We start from the raw sequence: 19,294 nt of genomic DNA, 5'->3' as shown, positions 1-19,294 counted from the left end.
ATGACTAACAAAAAGTTTAGAAATTTTTCTTATATTAATTTACAACTTTTAATACAAAAATATAATTTAATTAAAAATTAAAGTTATTTTTATGTATTATCGTGTAAAGAATATCTTATAGGCAAGATTCGATTCGATACTTCTTGACAAATATTAAGTCCTTATGTATGCTTCTTATACATTTCCTTATGCATTATATTAAATTTTTTAATATAATAAAAGTAGCTAACTTATAGCTTTAATGCGTACGAAGTAAGGTTCAGAGGTTAAGCACTAAATTTATAAACTTATTGCTTGAAGCTATAGCACCCGTAGCTCAATTGGATAGAGTATATGACTACGGATCATAAGGTTAGGGGTTCGACTCCTCTCGGGTGCGCCAAGCTCAGAGCTTTTCAGTGATTTTGCAAATATGTAGAACATACAATGTAGATTATTTAAGTTTCTCACTTTTTAATTTTAGCTTTAAAAGTACTCAATCTATGGTTACCTTTAAGCCTATGTACGTTAATTAAACATAATAACCTAAGAATGGTCCTAGAATTAATCAACTAATTATGTGGGTGGATATTTTTTCTAATTCATAATTTGCAGCTTGCATATAACCAAAGCCATATTTTAAAAAAGAATTATAATTCACTTTGAGTAAGGTCTTCGGTAATTCAATTACATCTCGAGCACTTTATATAAACAAATTTTTTGGCATTCGCTGTATTCACATATTAATACATTATTGCACGCTAAGCAGAATTAACCTTAGATCCATCAAATCTCATACTTTTTAAATTTAGTTTTAATTTAAAAATAATGTACTTTTAATATAAAATTAGAATATCATTAAAAGATGAAGAAGTCTATTTATTATGTTAGGTCAAACTATACGATATTAAGCGGAATACTAATAAATTATGGTATTAATTGTTTGATAGATAAAAATAAACGAACATTAAACAGTAAATGTAATCCAAAATAATAAAATTAAAGATTTTTAAGACTGATCATATCTCTTTTGCACAACAATTTTATAAGCTTTAATATATAGCCTAGAAAATAAAAAATTTCTAGGCTATATATGGCACTAATGCTTTGTAGCAGAACTTATTTATCTTCATATTGCTAAAATTAATAAAGTACTGATTGGCAAAATTAAACCTAAAAATAATATTGTCTGCATTGCATATAAATTAATATGAAGTTGATATCACTTATAGATACCAAAATCAAAATATCATAATGCTTGATATAAATAGCTCTATCTCAATGTATTGAAATAGATGAACAATTGCAAACAGTAAGATTTAAATCTCAATATAGCATCATGCTATATTAACTATTTACAAGCATCCTATACTATTATCATGTGAACAGATTATAGGAATTTTAAAGCAAAATAACCTCATTATTTGATATGCATGCATCACAAATTGTTAGAAATTAGAAAGTTTAATTTGCAATTTTATCCAAACAATTTTGAATACAAGAGATGTTAGCTATAATTAACCATTACGTTTTAAGAAACGTACATTAAAATAGAGCTTAAAAAGAAGAAGTTTATAAGAGCTGCTTATCTTCTTGCAAAACTCAAAACTTTTAGACTCTACATACATTTCCGAATATCATATTTAAGAAACACAATAGTTATATTTGTTTTAATAAGAAGTATGATTATACTTTGAGCAATTTAAAAAATTGCTCAGATCCACAGAAAATTTCTAATCAACTAGAAATTTTCTTCATAGAGAAGAGAACAATACAACTTTGATAGAACAGAATTCTTAGAAAAGATGCTCTTTAATCTACTATTGCTTAAAAATACTTTAAGTAAGCATAAAAATCATAATTAAGCTAGGAATATATTAACATTATAAAGATATTAAAGTAGTAATATGCATTGCTAAACATACAGACACAAACAGAGAAATGCTAAACTATTAGGCTTTATATAATGATTTTGCTTTTTGGATTTGCTCAAGTAACTTGTTTAACAACTTAGTCACAGTAAAAGGGCAACAAGCGCTACGTTTGAAGTATATTTCCTAAATTTAATGATGATATAGCGCAGGTTTAACTCTACAACTTTCTCTATTTATATATAAATATTTTGCCTGATCACTTTGTTGATAAGAAAAGTTTTATATTTGTCAGTTCATAGAAGTTTATCAAAAAATAAGCTGGAATTATATATAATAAGGTAAGATATTGCATTACTCTTTTAAATAAATTGCTAATTTAGTACTTGCAATTTATGTGATTATTACTTATATTTTAGCTTGCTTGGCTTAAACAAGAACTAAGGTATTTTAATATAATTAATATTTTAATCACCTTAAATTCCTTTATATTAAAACGCCTATGTTTCCTAATTTAGCGGGTGTAGCTCAGGGGTAGAGCGCTACCTTGCCAAGGTCGAAGTCGAGGGTTCAAATCCCTTCACCCGCTCCAATAATGTTCCTTTAATTAATCTAAGTTCTTATACTGCAGCTCTATAATACTTGTAATTAGCTTTTTAATTCCTGGTTATTCATATTAATATAAAATATTTCAATAACTTTATATTTTTATTTTACCCTTGCATTAAAGTTATGAGGTAGCTATTTTTACTTTATTAAATTTTATATATAAATATATAAGGAAATGATTTATGTCAGCAAGCAACCAAGATAATTCTACAAATAATAACGACACTATAGAAATACAGGACACTGAAGTAACACCTACAGAAGTAAACTTAAATTCACTACAATCAGGGTTAACAAGCTTAATTCCAATGGTTTTAATTTTTGCTGTATTTTACTTTTTACTATTACGCCCACAAGAAAAACGACGTAAAGAAAAAGAAAAATTAGTTAGTGCAGTTAAAAAAGGTGAAGAAGTCCTAATAAATAGCGGTATTTATGGTACTGTAACCAAAGTTAGTAATAGCGATCATAATATTGAAATCGAAATCGCTAAAGACGTACGCATTAAAGTTTTAAAAAGTGCTATCATTGATATAACTAGCCGCTCCAAAGAAGTTGTAGCCAAAAAGGAAGAACATAGAAGTAATAAAAAAGATAAGAAGGTAAGCAGTGCAAAATCTTCCTAAGTGGAAAATTTTCCTTTCTATTATATGTACAATATTTGCAGTTATTTGTGCCCTGCCTAACTTTATGCAGGTGGATTCTAAGTTTTTGCCTCATAACTCAGTCAATCTAGGACTTGATCTTAGAGGTGGAGCACATTTATTACTTGATGTTGATTTCGATAATTACTTAAATGACTTAATGGAAAACTTAGCAAATACTTTACGTACAAGACTTCGTCAAGGTAAAATTGGCTATAAAAGTTTGTCAGTTAAACAAAATTACATTCAACTAGAGTTAAGGTCATCCAAGGAATTAAAACATTTTAAAAAAATAATTAACAAAATCGATCCAGAAATTAATATCGAAGCAAATGAAAACAAAATAAAACTTAACTTTAGCAAATCTAAATTAAGTGATTTGCTTAATAAAGTAGTAGATCAATCTATTGAAATCGTTAGGATGCGTGTTGATGGTACTGGCACTAAAGAACCTATCTTACAAAAACAAGGTGATAAGCATATATTACTACAAGTTCCAGGTGAAGAAAATCCTTCTTATTTGAAAAACATCTTAGGAAAAACTGCTAAATTGACTTTTCATTTAGTCGATGAAAATGCTAATATAGAAGAAGCAGTAAAAGGTCATGTGCATGTAGGATCAATGTTAGTAAAGGGAGATAATGAAAATCACGGCGAATATTATGTAGTTGTAAAGAAGAAAGCCATTTTAGGCGGTGATCAATTAATAACTGCTTCAGCTTCTTTTAATCAGAACTCACAGCCAGTGGTAGCTTTTTCTTTTAATAATCTTGGAAGTAAGTTATTTGGTGAGATAACTAAAAATAACTCTGGTAAACGTCTTGCTATAGTTTTAGATAACAAATTACTAAGTGCACCAGTAATAAACGAACCAATTTTGGGTGGTAGTGGTATAATATCAGGAAATTTTACAATAGAATCAGCAAGTGAGCTTGCACTACTATTACGTGCTGGTTCTCTTCCAGCTCCACTCAAAATTATTGAAGAAAGAAGTATAGGTCCTAATCTTGGTGCTGACTCTATAGAATCAGGGAAAAAAGCAGGAATTATAGGTTTTATAGCAGTATTTATATTCGTAATTTGGTCTTATGGCATTTTGGGTTTATTTGCAAACATAGCTCTAGGCCTTACTATATTATATATTCTAGCATTACTTTCACTTTTTCAAGCTACTTTAACTCTGCCTGGGATTGCAGGAATAATACTTACCATTGGTATGGCTGTTGATGCTAACGTATTAATTTATGAAAGAATTAAAGAAGAGCTATATAAAGGTGCATCTAATCTTTATGCAATTAGAATAGGTTTTGAATCAGCTTTTGCAACTATCCTTGATTCTAATATTACTACATTAATTGTTGCCTTTTTACTTTACATATTTGGAGTTGGAGCAATAAAAGGTTTTGCCGTAGCATTAACAATTGGTATTATATCATCAATGTTTTCAGCAATTATTATTACTAAATTATTAATAGATATTTGGGTGAAATATTTTAAACCCCAAAAACTAGGATTATAAGAAGATGCAAACAAATATTATAAAAATAATTATTATTATAAGCCTATTAATAGCTATAGTAGGATTATATTTATTGCTATCTTTAAAGACTCATGAAAAACCACCTGTAGGTCAAGTAAATATTTATGAGGATAATGTAAAAATTGGTGGTGATTTTGAGTTAATAGACAAAGACGGTCAAGTATTTAATAGTGATAAGTTAAAAGGTAAACTAAGACTTATTTATTTCGGATTTACTTCTTGTCCTGATATATGTCCAACATCGTTAAATAAAATAACAAAAATTATAAAAATCTTAGAGAAACATAAAATAGATATCATACCTATTTTTATTACTATAGACCCAAAGCGTGATACACCAGAAGTGCTTAAAGAGTATCTAAAACATTTTCACCCTAAATTCATAGGTCTTACCGGTAGTGATAAACAAATAAAAGACGTAGCAGATAAATTTAAGGTTTATTATGCTCGTACAGATAATGACAATGATGACATAAACTATATGGTTGATCATTCATCTTTTACCTATTTAATGGATGCAAATGGAAAATATCTAAAGTATTTTTATTTAGATTCTTCACCTAATGAAATTATAGAACTTTTAAGACATAATTAATTCAATGAGTCATTATATACTAGCTGCATATTTGTTTACTTTTCTAGCCTTGGCTGTGTTGCTAATTATAAGCCTTTTAAGTTATAAATTATTGAAAGATAAAGAAAAATTTGATGCAAAAAGGAGTAAGAAATAGATTAATAACAATAGTTATTTGTTTCTGTTCAGCCTGTTTAGGGATTAGTATAATAATTTATAATTTAGAGAAAAATATAGTGTTTTTCTTGCCACCATCAAAAATTAATGCAGTACATACAAGTAAAGAATTAAGAGTTGGAGGTCTAGTTAAAATAGACTCGATAAATAAAATTGCTGCTGATAAGATGAGTTTTATTATCACTGATAATGTTAAAGATTTAGAAATATTATACCAAGGTGTGCTACCTGCTCTATTTCGTGAGGGACAAGAAATTATTGCTATCGGAAAGCTATCAGATAAAAAATTTATAGCAAGACAGTTACTCGCAAAACATGATGAAAATTATAGACCACCCAATTAATTATGAGATGGTGTTGCACGATCTATACAATGTCACTCTGCGGAAGCATTAATCCAGAATAAATGATAACCAATAAAATAAATAAAAAATATGTTTATAGATAAAATCAAAGCAAAAGAAAATAACAACGACATAAATGTAATTATTGAGATTCCAATGAATAGTAGTCCAATTAAATATGAATTCGACAAAGAATCAGGAGCAATTTTTGTTGATCGCGTTATGCAAACCACTATGAACTATCCGTGTAATTATGGTTTTATCCCTCATACACTCTCAAATGATGGTGATCCTGTAGATGTACTTGTTGTATCTAATTATCCTGTAGTACCAGGTTCTGTAATTAAGTGCCAAGCTATTGGCGTATTAATAATGGAGGATGAATCTGGGTTAGATGAGAAAATTATTGCAGTACCAACTTCTAAGATTGATATTACTTTTGATCACATCAAAGATTTAGAGAATTTACATGAGATGCTTAAAAAACGTATAGTGCATTTTTTTGAGCATTATAAAGATTTAGAAAAAGATAAGTGGGTGAAAATTAAGAATTGGGGAAATAAAGCTAAAGCAGATGCTTTAATTAATGCAGGAATATACAGGGCTAAAAATAAACAGTAATGTTATTTCGTTCAGGAATCATAGTGGCTTTTTTTACATTAATTTCTCGCATATTTGGTTTAGTGCGTGAACAATTCATTGCATCATTATTTGGTTCTACCACTATGGGTGACAGTATCAATGTTGCATTTAAACTGCCAAATTTATTTAGAAGAATCTTTGCTGAAGGAGCTCTTTCAAACGTATTTATTCCTATTTATAACGAAAAAATGCTTATTTCTAAAAGAGCTGTTAGTAATTTCTCTGGTGAAGTTTTTACTCTTCTACTTCTTACATTAGTTATTATAACAGCATTAATGCAAATCTTTATGCCACAATTAATGCTATTTATAGCTCCAGGTTTTCATAGTAAAAAAGAGAAATTTGAGTTTACAGTATTTCTATGTCGTATTACTATACCATATCTCATATTTGTTTCATTAACAGCTTTACTTGGTGGAATATTAAACTCAGTACAAAGATTTGCTGCATTTGCTTTTTCACCTGTTATTTTAAGCATATGTGTAATAATTTGTACTTTGATTATAGATAATTATCTAGAATCTACTATTGCAATCAGTTTATCTTTAATAATTGCTGGAATATTACAAATATCCTTTATGTTTATATGTGTTAAAAGAGCTAACTTAAGCTTCCCATTTATATTTAAACCTAATGATCCTGATGTAAAAAAGCTTTTGATTAATATGGGGCCAGCTATAATTAGTTCTGGTGTGCAGCAATTAAACCTTTTCATCTCACAATCCATTGCTAGCTTTATTGACGGTGCTATTTCGATACTATCTTATGCTGACCGCATATATCAATTTCCTCTATCGATAATAGGTACTAGCTTTTCTACCATATTATTACCGGAATTATCGAAAAGCTATAAATTGGATGATCTGGTAACAGCAAAAAAAATACAGAACAATGCTATCAGAATGGGGTTATTATTATCATTACCTGCTGCATTCGGTATTATAATTTTATCTCATCCCATTATTAATATAATCTATGAACGAGGAGTTTTTACTGCTCAAGATACTACAAATACTGCTGAGGTTATTTCCGCATTTGCTTTAGGACTACCTGCTTTTATCCTAGCAAAAATTTTTACTCCTATTTTTTATGCTAACGGTGATACTAAAACACCTTTAAAAATAACTTTATTTTCAATAATAATTAATACTAGTATGAATTTATTATTAATCGATTCTTTAAAATATATCGGTATTGCTGTCGGTACATCCATCGCAGCATGGTACAATCTAGGTTTATTATATAGTTATACTACAAAACAGAACAAGCTTCATATAGAAGCCGGCATAAAATGTTTCTGTGGTAAAGTTTTATTATGCTGCATAATAATGTCTCTTATAATTGGGTTAATAAAGTATTACTATTTAGAATATTTTTATTCAGAAAATTTACTGATTAAAGTCTGCATGCTATGTGGTACTGTTATCTCAGGAGTCATAGTATTTTTTGGCACAGCATACTTACTAAAGGTAGTTGATTATGGTAATAATAAGCAATAAAAATCAATCAAATTATCAGGATTTATTAAAAACCTTAGCTATTATAACTATGATTATTGATCATATAGGTTTATATATATACCCTGAACTAACAATTATGCGAGTCATAGGTCGCACTGCTATGCCGATTTTTTGCTTTTTTGCCGGTTATAATTTCCATGATAAACCAAAAACACGAATAATAATATATGGCGTTTTGCTACATATCTATACTATTATATTACTTAAGCAATTTATTATTACCAATATTCTAATATCAATCTATTTAGGACAATGTTATATTTATTGTTTTCGTAATAGGATAACTCATTTTTTCTATAGTGGTTACTGTCATGTAATTATAATGGCAATATTATTTTATGCCACCTGGTCTCTTATTGATTATGGCACTCTAGTAATTTCAATTATGATCCTTGGATTTATCGCAAAACATGAACCAATAAATCTAAAACTTTGTTGTTTTATATCAATTTTTGCTTCTTTAGTACATTCAACCATTTTTACACTTGCAATTCCCTTTAGTGACTTTAATTTTTCAAATAACTATTTAATTTTGAATATTATCTTCTTAATATTAATATATATATTAATGATAGTAAAAGATTATTCGCAAAAAATCTCTTTAAATTTAAAATGGATAAGTCGCAATGTTTTATATATCTACTGTATACAAAGCATAATATTTCAATTTATATTCATCTATAAATACACACATGGCTTTACAAATTGGTAAATAAAATAGATTGTGACATACAAAAAGATAAATTTCTCTATTATTTCTAAATTTGGTCCAATGAACTTCAAAAAATGGTGCTAGCAAGCGTGACATTTTCTAAGCAAAAAGAATTCCAATAGCTTGCATTGAAACACTTAATTGATGAATTTGGATATAATCTAGTACTTATAAAAAACCAAGAATAAAGAAATTCAAGATCTTATTTTTGAGGCCTTAAGCTCTTGGTTTATTCTAAAAATGATGACCATTGGAGATCGTGAACGAGCTGTGCTTGCTCATTGAGTAATAGAATTATGTGCTACGATATTTTATAAAAAATTAGGATTAATATTTTAAAATCATAAAGCAGAACAACATTTTAAAACACATATCATCTTGATCCAGAACATGAACAAATTGGTATAGATTTACTAAAACAAATAAATGTTAATGATCCTTCTTTATTAACTATTCAAAAAAAGGCTGGTATATGATCGCAGCTTTATTTACAAGAGTTGCTGAAATTATTCAGAGCTAGCTTCATCGACGTAAACCCTTCTGTTTTACAATATTCGCTCCTTTTTCAATAATTTCAAGAAGCAGCAAAGCTGCTTCTGTATAATCTTCTTGTCCCCAGTTAATCATATACTATAACTTTATAACTAAAGCAATATAAAAATGTTACAAACATGTTCTATAGATTTTAGGAAAAAAGTATTAGAGATTAAAATTAAGGAAAAAATAAGCTATAGGTTAGCAAGTCAACATTTTGGTATAAGTAAAACTAACATATTAAAATTAAAGAAAAATCTTATACCAAAAGTATAGAGGAATAAGCCAGCAACAAAAGTAGATATGGAAGCATTTAAATATGACTATAAAAACTCTACTGCATACGAAGAAGCAAGGACAAAGAAAGGCTATTCTTTCAATAGAATATTGTTGGCGATTAAATGTTTTTACTCTGGATTCCATTGGAAGCGGAAATATAGAATAAAAACTATATAACAACACCAATAGTAGTTTAAGGTTAACTAAACAACTCACTTACTTGTGCTTTAGCAAATAGCTTGATTTGAAAGTTAACAAAATCTAAATTACTGCTTGAGCCTATTTCTGCAAATTTATGAGCTTTAAGTAGCAGATCATAATCAGTAGCTAAGTCAGCAAAGAAAAATGTAACTTCACCACTTTGTTTTATCCCTAAAATTTCACCGCTACCTCTTAGTTTTAAATCCTGTTCAGCAATATAAAAACCGTCATTAGTTTGCTTTATTATTTCAAACCGAATACATGCTACTCTACTAAGCTTTTTAGGGTTATATAGCAATATACAATATGACTGCAAAATACCTCGCCCTACTCTACCTCTAAGCTGATGAAGCTGAGCAAGCCCAAATTGCTCAGCATTTTCGATAATAATTAAGGTTGCTTCCGGTACATCTATACCAACTTCAATAACAGTTGTTGCTATTAATAGCTTAATCTTGCCTTCCTTAAATTGCTTCATTATTGCATCTTTTTCTTCATTCTTCATTCTACCATGAATAATAGCAGCACACCCTCCATATATTTTATCAATAGAATTAAAGCGACTCATCACATCCATTAATACATTATCATCTTCTGACTTTTCTTTATCACTTTGTTCTATTAACGGACATATCCAATATATTCTCTCACCTGCTATAAGCTTTTTTCTTATCGACTCTAAAATATATTCAATTTTATTAACCGATATAGTATTTGTAACAATAGGTAAGCGATTTTTTGGCTTCCCAATAAGCTTTGAGATAGTCATATCACCAAACATAGTAAGTGCAAGGCTTCGAGGAATCGGTGTTGCAGTCATAATTAATATATCAGGATTAACTCCTTTATTTATTAAATTCAATCTTTGCTGCACTCCAAACCTATGCTGCTCATCAATAACTATATAACCTAATTTCTTAAAACTGACTTTTTTCTGAAATAAAGCATGAGTACCAACTAATATATTAATTTCACCATTTTCAAGCTGAATCATAATATTTTTACGCGCTAACCCAAGTATTCTACCAGTAAGTAGTGCAACTTTTATATTTGTATTTTTTAAAGCTTTAGAAAAAAACTCAAAATGCTGGTTTGCGAGTATATCAGTTGGCGCCATAAGCGTTGCTTGAAATCCAGCTTCTACTGTATTTACCATAGTAAGCAGAGCCACTAAAGTTTTACCTGAACCAACATCACCTTGCAACAACCTCATCATTTCTACTCTATTACTTTGGTCAAGCTCTATTTCTTCTATGACTTGCTTTTGGTAGGAAGTTAACTCAAATCCAAGTTCATTCAATATTAATTGCTGAGTTTCTACAGCTTTAGGATAAATATTACTTTGCCTTTTGCTTATTTGCTTACGTATATTTAAAAGAGATATTTGATTAGCAATCAACTCTTTAGCTGCTAGTTGTTTTATGGCATTATTTATGTGTAGTCCAAAGTCATTCTTGTATTTCTTTATGTCATTATGTAACTTTTTTTCTAGATTAACACTTTTGCAAGAATGACACAAAGAAGGAGAATAGTTAGATTGACAATGTAAAACTTTTAAATTTTGTAATATAATTTTTAAATAATCTCTTATCTCCTTATCATCTATACTTTTATACTTCTCTTCGAAAATATCTATTGCCTTTGTAATATACGAATGTAACTGCTTATTATTAAGTAAATATGTTAGAGAATAAATAGGCTCTTTTTCCTTTGTTAATCTAGGATTCTGAATAAATTCAGGATGAAAAATTTGTAAATGATTATTAAAAAATTGTATTTTACCGCTAATAATATGAGAAGTACCTAGTTTTAATTTATTTAAAATAAATAGTGGAGGTTTATAAAAAAATACTAATAATAAAGAACCTGTATTATTACTAGCTATAATTTTTAAAGGATGATGACTTTTTCTAGGCAAAATTATACTTTCAATTGCAATCTCTGTTTGAATTAACTCACCATCTCTAACTTCCATTAAATTAGGTGATAATGTCCTTGTTTGATAAGAAATAGGAGAATAAAACAGTAAATCACGAATCGTATTAATACCTAGCCTTTTTAAAGCAGATACAGTATCTTCACGGATACTAATGAATGCCTTTACAGGAGCAAATAAAAATTTTTCTAGAATAGCTAACATATATTCTTCTTAAGTCAAAGCTATGTTATTAATAATTCGAATTATTACCTGATACATAGCATGTATACAAGTAATTTTCATCATTAACTAATCTTTTAACTTAATATATTATTGAAAAATAAATTTAATCATGTAGTAAAAAATTAAAGTAATAAACTCAGAAGCCTTAAACAATAACTAAAAGATTTATAATTTATTCAAAAAAAGAAAGGTTTTAATAGCAAAAGTAAAAGAAAATAATAATGACTTTAGAAAAAGAGAAATAAAAGCTTTTTGTAGTACTGCCAAACAACTTACTTAAGGAAGTTATAGGTAAAGAATTAGATATGTATTTTCAACAAGCTATAGATAAGAATAATATAAAATACTTACACTTACTATACACTTCATTTTTTTTAAGTTAAGTAATAACTCTAATACATGTTATAAAAACTATATGGGAACATCTAGATAATATACAAGTTAAATATGATTTTGTCAGTTAATTATAGGAGATGAACATATTAGAATATAGTAATACCTTTAATATATTTGCTAAAAATATTAAGTGATTAGATCACCAAGGATATGGATATACATTAAACTAGCATAGTAAGAACTAAGTTACTTAGCACCTCCACGTCTTAGCTTTGAAGCTTACAGATAATAAGAAAGAACAGGATGAATTGATTATTAAGAGCTTAACAAATTGTATTGAATCTCAAGAAACTGCTAAAGTCTGTTTATCAAAAATACCTACAAAGAAATAGTTATAGCAAATGAATTTATATCGTAAAGCAGATCAAAAGTTACCTAATACAGCTATGTTAAAATCAAACTCACAATTCTAAGATTTTCAAAATAATAAATAATTATTTTATTGTTCCCACACAACTTGGTACAACCATCTATTAACTCTATATAAAGAGTATATCCCTAATATAGGCAATGATCATCATAATAGTGATGAGTTACAATATCATATAAATTAAGGATAATATTTTATGAATAAAATCTATCCTTTAGCCAAAGTAGTACTTGAATGATTACTTTACAACGGCATGACTATAATGTTAGGTAGATTCAATTTATGTGCTATTCCTGAAAATCTAATAAACGTTTTACTTAATAGTAATGTACATAATCTAACTGTTATTAACAATAATCGTGGTGTTAACTATTTTAGACTTTGGCTACTTCTTCAAACTAAGCAAATAAAAAAATAATTTCTTCATATATAGGAGAAAATAAGCTTTTTAAGCAATAATATTTTGATAACATTTTAGAGCTTGAGCTAAATTATGCAAGAAACTTTAGCTGAATAAATTAGAGCTGCTTACATAGGAATTCCAGCTTTTTATGCTAAAAAAAACCAGCATATGTATAATTGTAGAATATGGTAAGGAAATATGAGACTTTAAACGGCTAACAATATATCATAGAAACAGAAAGCTGATTTGATATTATTAAAGGGCTGATAAAAGCAATAATGTGATTTACAATATAAAACAGCAAAAAATTTTAATATAGTAGCAGGAGCAGTTAAAATTACAATGTGTGAAGTAGAAGAAATAGTTGAGGTAGGTGATTCTTGATCTTAATAATATTCACATACCTAATATTTTTATACAAAGATTAGAGTAAAAGTAATGTTTCAAAGTGAAAACGGCATGCTTAGCATGGTACTAATTCCTTAGCAAGCGAAGAAGATCTATAACTTATAAATACACTACTGCTTCGATAGCAGATTTTCATTTTGCATGATTAGAATCTTACATATTTTAGATATTTATGGATGGATACTACTTCAATAAAACGGACTAAGCTAGTGGGTTTTACTAATACTGCTTCTTATTTAGGTAATATATTGTGTAGTAATTGTACAATTCTAGTTGGATAAGCTCAAAGCCCAGCACATTTTACCAACAATACGATGCCTTAATATAGTATAACTAATTATTTATGTAACTGGGTATGAGACCTAATCAAACCACAAATCACTATCTAATGTTGTATTAATAAAGCTTATTTAATAACATTGCTAACTATATCTGGAATAAGATTAGTTGAAACAACTAAGAAGTTAAATAGGTAATCTGACACTAATGACCATAATCGCAGGCCACTTAAATGCATTGCTGCATAGTTCTTAAAATACTACCCCCGTAGTAGTGAGCTATGTAACAGACACCTTCACGCTACAATTTCATTATAACCTGGAACACCATCTGTACGTTCTTCACCTTCAAGAGCAATATCTTCTTCTATACTATAGCTGAACACAAGGTTATTCTGATTACCTTGCTGCCATTTCAAACTTGCTTCTTCAAAGCTACGAATACAATTTTCGATTTCTTCTAAAGTATAATTTTCTGCTTTATGTAAAAAGTAATCGTCTTTTAATTCATATTTCTTATTACTAAACTCATTTAAAGTCTTTACATTGACTTCTTCTTTATTACATATATCTTGAGTTACTTGTTCATCTATATCCTCTTCTATACCTTCATCATCAGAATCTAGATCTTGAGCTACTTGTTTATTAACTATATTCTCTCCTATACCTTCATCATCAGAACCTAAATCCTGAGTTACTTGTTCATCTATATCCTCCTCTATACCTTCATCATCAGAATCTGCAACTTGATTAGCTGCCTGTTCTTTATTTAAATTATCAAGTAAGGTATCACATAATTTTTGAATTAACTCGTCATTGTCTTTAACATACTTACGTCCTATTTCTTCCAATTTCTTAATATTTTCTGGACTTGCATTATCTAAACTTTCAGTCTCTTTTGTAATAGGTAACCCCACTACAAAAAATTCATTTTCTTCAGGTAAATCATTTTCAACTTCTGCTGTAGAAGCCGCTTCTTTGTTTGTCATGAGCCTACTGACTAACTTTCCTTTTAAAAGCCAATTTATTATTCCATCAAAACCAATTTTAGGTATAGAATTAGTAGGCTCAATATCATTCACAAAATTAAGGGCGCATACCATAGTACTATCTAATATCTTTTTCTGTTCTTCACGTGTATGACCCTTTTTAAGCAGCTTTAAAACTTCGTTTGCTGGCCTATTAGCATCCAATCCTCCATCTGCATACACATATGGAGTACCAGAAGCATATTCATATCCTTGTACAGCATTTTTATCCATAATAGGTTTAAAAAAAGTAGGTGCTGCAGTTGTTGCAAGCAATACGTCTTTTACTCTAACATGTGAACTATAAGAATCGGAACTATCAAAAATTTCTAACCCTCCACCATTATGGGTCAAAGCATTTACTGGAATCACAAGACGGGAAGTAGTGTCATCCATTCTATTATCTTCTAAATATTTTTCTAATAATTCTTTTAAAGGTTTCTGGCTATATTTATGAGTAAATAATTGCTTAACTGATCCTAAAAACGTCTTAGGAAATATATTGCCTGCATTGGATGTAAATATTTCAAATGCATCTTTAGCACTATATTTTGCTTCTTTTGAGCCTGGTTCTTTTGGAATTGTTAATAACGCAGCTATAAGCCCACCAACACTAGTCCCTGATATAATAGGGAATAACTCGGAAATAGACTTTCCAGTTCTTGCCTCAATTTCCATGAGCACCATTATTTCTGCTACACCTTTAACCCCACCACCAGAAAGTGCAAGTACTCTGTTAGTTTTTATATTATCGTACTTTTCTGCCATCACAACACCTTATGTAAATTTTTTAAGACCATATGTCAGCATATAAAAAAGTTAATTTACTGTCAATAACATTATCTAGATAACTTTCAATAGGATTTAATTTATATAAATTGTAACTATCAAGAAAATATACTTAGATTAAGTTACTATCTCAGCATTTATAGTTTAAGGTCATCAAGAAATTGAGAGTAAAGTTATACTAAAGTATAATTAATATTACTGAACAAAAACAATCTTAATTAATTAAGTATAAAGTAGGTATGCTAAAATAAAGACATTGTTACTTATAGTAGCTACAGCTAGATGTATCATAGAAAGTATAGAAATACTATACTAAAAAGTGGGATTAAATTTTATAAAAGAAATAGCAATACAACATCATTATGAAGATTCCGATATGAATTTTTTAAAAAATTAAGTCTAAGCAAGAGTGATTATATAATGTACTAAACTGATACAAAATTAGATCAATTATTTACTAATGATAAAAAAGAAGAGCCTATTATAATTTAAAGATTATATAAAATTCATTTAATTTTTTATTTGATAAAAATATTTAAATTACTAAATATTGTTACTTTTAAATTAATTTAAAAACCTTATTTCAAAATAATTTTTATGTTAATTAAGTAGATTCAAACAATTCAGAGAAACTTTAGACTAAACCAATATGGATAAAATTTTTAACTGTAGAACAAACTAATAATATAACTCTCTAGTATTTATGAGTGATCAAAATCAATAATTCTTGACTTTTACTGATCATCACTATAAAACTGATAATATACAAACAGAAATATCTTAGTTTAGGACATGCAAAGAAAAATTTTCTAAAAATTTTAGATAAAGCTATAGAAGAAGCATTCAAGTTAACAGGAGAAAATAACTAGATTACACTCTAGTTAAAATAGTGCTAATATTATAATCTTTTTGAGGCCCTAAAATTTTATAGTTTAGATAAAATGAATCAGGATTTAAAAATATATATGTAGCATTATATTGATCTTGGCCACACAAATGACTACCTATAGCTCTTAAGCTATAGGTATCAATGAATTTTAACTGATAAAATAAATTATCTTTTGTCCCAGTAAAATATTTTGTAATATTATTATTCTCAAAAATGTATCTATAATCCCTAACAGCAGGTATTTGATAATCACAATTATGATAATTCAGTTTTAATTCTTCTTTATATAATAATTCATTTGGTTCACTATGCAGAAAATATGCTAATCCTTCACCATATCCATGATTATCTATAACTCTTTTAACAGAATATCTCCCATATAATCTAAAAAATACTTCCTTTGCTAATTTATCTTTTGATAACATTGAATTATTAAGTTTGAAGCTCGTGTTTTATTGTATAAACTGTTATATTACAAATTACAAACCGTACTATAACTCTAGAAACAGAATCTATGGTAATCTATTTTAGAGATCTAGCGATTTCATTGCAGGATGATAAGTTAATTTTCTAAACCATATAACACAAGAATACAAATACTAATTTTGTAATATTTTCATAAGCAAATTAATCTCCTCACGAAGCTCTATATCACTTTCCAACAATGCTTCTACTTTCTTAATAGCATGCATAACTGTCGTATGATCTTTTTTACCAAATTTTTTGCCAATATCTGCAAGGCTTTTCGGCGTTAAGGCCTTACTAAGATACATAGCTATTTGACGCGGTCTTGCTACCTCTCTTAATCTGCGCGAGGAAGACATATCAGATAATTTAATATTATAGCGACTTGCCACTTTTTTCTGAATATCTTCAACGGTAATTATTCTTTCATTAGAACGCAGTAAATCTCTCAAGATATTTTGCGTATTTTCTAATGTTATTTCTTTTAAAGTAAAATTAGAGTGAGCAATCACTTTATTTAAAGCTCCTTCAAGCTCTCTTACATTTGAAATAATTTTAGATGCTAAAAAAGCTATTACGTCTTTCGGTACTTTAACATTCATTTGCTCAATCTTGGATTCCAGAATACCTAAACGCAGTTCATAAGTAGTACTATGAACATCGGCAACAAGCCCCCAACCGAGACGAGATTTTATCCGATCTTCAATATTATCCAAATCTGAAGGTGACCTATCACAAGAAATAACCATTTGACGGTTATTATCAATCAATGTATTAAAAGTATGAAAAAATTCTTCTTGAGTACTATCCTTGCCACAAATAAATTGAATATCATCAATCATTAACACATCAACCGAACGAAATTTCTCTTTAAATGAGATCACTTCTTTATTACGCAATGCTTTAACAAATTGGTACATAAATTTTTCTGCCGACATATATATCACTTTACGACTTGAATTGTTTTGCTTTATATACCAACCAATTGCATGCATTAAGTGTGTTTTACCAAGGCCCACCCCACCATATAGAAAAAGCGGATTAGATTCAGAAACAGCACCTGAAGATTCTGCAACAGCTCTTGCAGCAGCATAAGCAAGCTCATTAGGCGCACCTACAACAAAATTATCGAAAGTAAAGCGTACATCAAGAGTTGAGAAGATATTTTCTGAATTAAGCTCACTAGTACCAATATCAGCAAAAGTCCTAGTAGGTAACTCTAGAACTTTTTGATCAGCTTGAGGCAATTCTTTAGTAATTATTTCAACCGACTTAATTGCATTGTTATAATGCTGAAATAATTGCAATATAACCATAGAGTACTTAGACTTTATCCAATCTCTAACAAAATTAGTAGGTGCACAAAGGATAACAGTATTTAATGAAGATTCTATAAAACTGACTTTACTAAACCAACTATTATATAGAGTTTCACCGTAATAATTATAAAGATCTTGAGATACATGACTCCAGACATTTACATAATTATCGCCTTGATCCGTTAAAATTATTTGATTAGTATTCACTTAAAACTGCCACAGTAAGTTATTTTGTTTCCAGCCTTTATTTTGATTATTTCCTTCAAAATCATCACTAACATTATAACAATCTTTATAACCTTATATTTGGTTACAAAAGTTGCTGCCATAAATGGCCTATATCCTGAACGACATAGGAACAACATGATTACACAGATTTGATCATTAATGATAGATAAAAAACTATCTTTAAAATCTTTATTTATTTCCACAATTAAGGTGATAATAATTGCCAGCTTAAAAAATTGTTTCATTCTTAATTTTTTAAATAAGGTATTCCTACTCGTTTCCATTTCTGCTTAAAATCCATAAGAAAAATATGATCATTCGAAAGCAGAATATCATAAACTTGCATAGAACAGATATTTTGAACTAACATATTTTTTGTACGTTTTTATCGCTGTTATTGGTAATAAAAATTATATAGAGTTTTATCCACGTAGAATATGGATTTATTAGATTGGTTCTGTTACACAGTTCCATAATTTTAAGCATTTTAAAATGATCTTGGTATCTGATGATTTTAATAATATTATTATAAAAATTTTTTGCAAGGTTTTATATCATGAATGAATTAAATAAAAACTATTTACAAAAAAAACTTCTGTATCGTAGTAAGAACCGTGGCTGTAGAGAAATGGATTACATATTAGGTCATTTTGCAGAGAAATACTTGCTTCTTATGGATAAAAAAAAACTTGAAAGCTATGCTTTAGTACTTGATCAAAATGACAATGATCTTTATAATTGGGTTACTAAAAAATCTTTTACTCCTTCTAGTATAGACGCCGAAATAATCAATAAATTAAGTGAAATAGCGAAAATATAAACCCTAACTACATGTTACAACAAAAAATCCCAATAGCAGCAAAAGGCTTCCTTGCAATCCATAATTTTATAAATAATCTAGAGAAAGACATCATTTTAGTTACTAATAATGAAG

At 28.4% G+C, this 19,294-nt stretch carries 11 protein-coding genes, 2 tRNA genes and 5 pseudogenes; 12 read left to right on the top strand and 6 right to left on the bottom strand.

Features of this window, described 5'->3' with window-relative positions:
• Positions 1-305: 305 nt before the first annotated feature.
• The 10 genes and pseudogenes from AC27F4_RS00180 (at position 306) to AC27F4_RS00135 (ending at position 9,132) form a co-directional block, all read left to right on the top strand.
• Positions 306-382 (top strand) — tRNA-Arg (locus AC27F4_RS00180).
• 1,985 nt (positions 383-2,367) lie between these two features.
• A tRNA-Gly gene (locus tag AC27F4_RS00175) sits at positions 2,368-2,442 on the top strand.
• Positions 2,443-2,641: 199 nt separating this feature from the next.
• Complete coding sequence (gene yajC, locus AC27F4_RS00170) at positions 2,642-3,085, top strand: preprotein translocase subunit YajC (protein WP_487060918.1); 444 nt, start codon at positions 2,642-2,644, stop codon at positions 3,083-3,085.
• Complete coding sequence (secD, locus tag AC27F4_RS00165) at positions 3,069-4,622, top strand: protein translocase subunit SecD (RefSeq protein WP_487060916.1); 1,554 nt, start codon at positions 3,069-3,071, stop codon at positions 4,620-4,622. The genes yajC and secD overlap by 17 nt, the downstream gene beginning before the upstream one ends.
• Before the next feature lie 4 nt (positions 4,623-4,626).
• Positions 4,627-5,238, top strand: coding sequence for an SCO family protein (locus AC27F4_RS00160; protein ID WP_487060914.1), 612 nt, complete (start codon positions 4,627-4,629; stop codon positions 5,236-5,238).
• A 113-nt stretch (positions 5,239-5,351) separates the two neighbouring features.
• Positions 5,352-5,738 carry a cytochrome c maturation protein CcmE gene (gene ccmE / locus AC27F4_RS00155; RefSeq protein ID WP_487060912.1) on the top strand — a complete coding sequence of 129 codons (387 nt, stop codon included), beginning with the start codon at positions 5,352-5,354 and terminating at the stop codon, positions 5,736-5,738.
• A gap of 90 nt (positions 5,739-5,828) precedes the next feature.
• Positions 5,829-6,359 (top strand): inorganic diphosphatase, encoded by a 531-nt coding sequence (ppa, locus tag AC27F4_RS00150; RefSeq protein ID WP_487060910.1) that lies wholly within the window; start codon positions 5,829-5,831, stop codon positions 6,357-6,359.
• Entirely contained in the window at positions 6,359-7,879 is a 1,521-nt protein-coding gene (murJ, locus tag AC27F4_RS00145; protein ID WP_487060908.1) for a murein biosynthesis integral membrane protein MurJ, read from the top strand. The genes ppa and murJ overlap by 1 nt, the downstream gene beginning before the upstream one ends.
• A complete protein-coding gene (locus tag AC27F4_RS00140) occupies positions 7,860-8,612 on the top strand; it encodes a TraX family protein (protein WP_487060906.1) in 753 nt (250 codons plus the stop codon). The genes murJ and AC27F4_RS00140 overlap by 20 nt, the downstream gene beginning before the upstream one ends.
• Positions 8,585-9,132, top strand: a pseudogene (locus tag AC27F4_RS00135) (hypothetical protein). Before AC27F4_RS00140 ends, AC27F4_RS00135 begins: the two are co-directional and overlap by 28 nt.
• 492 nt (positions 9,133-9,624) lie before the next feature.
• Here the strand turns inward: AC27F4_RS00135 and AC27F4_RS00130 are convergent.
• Both AC27F4_RS00130 and AC27F4_RS00125 read right to left on the bottom strand, forming a co-directional pair.
• A pseudogene (locus AC27F4_RS00130) lies at positions 9,625-11,055 on the bottom strand (ATP-dependent DNA helicase RecG); the annotation flags it as partial.
• 113 nt (positions 11,056-11,168) lie between these two features.
• A pseudogene (locus tag AC27F4_RS00125) lies at positions 11,169-11,766 on the bottom strand (ATP-dependent DNA helicase RecG); the annotation flags it as partial.
• A 1,040-nt stretch (positions 11,767-12,806) separates the two neighbouring features.
• Here AC27F4_RS00125 and AC27F4_RS00120 point away from each other — a divergent pair.
• Positions 12,807-13,389: pseudogene (locus AC27F4_RS00120) on the top strand (CoA transferase subunit A).
• 549 nt (positions 13,390-13,938) lie between these two features.
• Here the strand turns inward: AC27F4_RS00120 and AC27F4_RS00115 are convergent.
• From AC27F4_RS00115 to AC27F4_RS00100, 4 genes and pseudogenes are all read right to left on the bottom strand, one after another.
• Positions 13,939-15,438 carry a patatin-like phospholipase family protein gene (locus tag AC27F4_RS00115; protein WP_487060904.1) on the bottom strand — a complete coding sequence of 500 codons (1,500 nt, stop codon included), beginning with the start codon at positions 15,436-15,438 and terminating at the stop codon, positions 13,939-13,941.
• 891 nt (positions 15,439-16,329) lie between these two features.
• A complete protein-coding gene (locus tag AC27F4_RS00110; protein ID WP_487060902.1) occupies positions 16,330-16,773 on the bottom strand; it encodes a DUF6314 family protein in 444 nt (147 codons plus the stop codon).
• A gap of 174 nt (positions 16,774-16,947) precedes the next feature.
• Positions 16,948-18,339, bottom strand: coding sequence for a chromosomal replication initiator protein DnaA (gene dnaA, locus AC27F4_RS00105; RefSeq protein WP_487060900.1), 1,392 nt, complete (start codon positions 18,337-18,339; stop codon positions 16,948-16,950).
• Positions 18,340-18,730: pseudogene (locus AC27F4_RS00100) on the bottom strand (rhodanese-like domain-containing protein). It abuts the gene before it with no gap.
• Positions 18,731-18,916: 186 nt separating this feature from the next.
• On the opposite strand from AC27F4_RS00100, the gene AC27F4_RS00095 reads away from it, so the two are divergent.
• Entirely contained in the window at positions 18,917-19,180 is a 264-nt protein-coding gene (locus AC27F4_RS00095) for a succinate dehydrogenase assembly factor 2 (RefSeq protein WP_487060898.1), read from the top strand.
• Positions 19,181-19,294 lie beyond the last annotated feature (114 nt).

Source organism: Candidatus Rickettsia mendelii, assembly GCF_057543435.1.
This window is presented reverse-complemented; position numbering and strand designations above follow the sequence as displayed.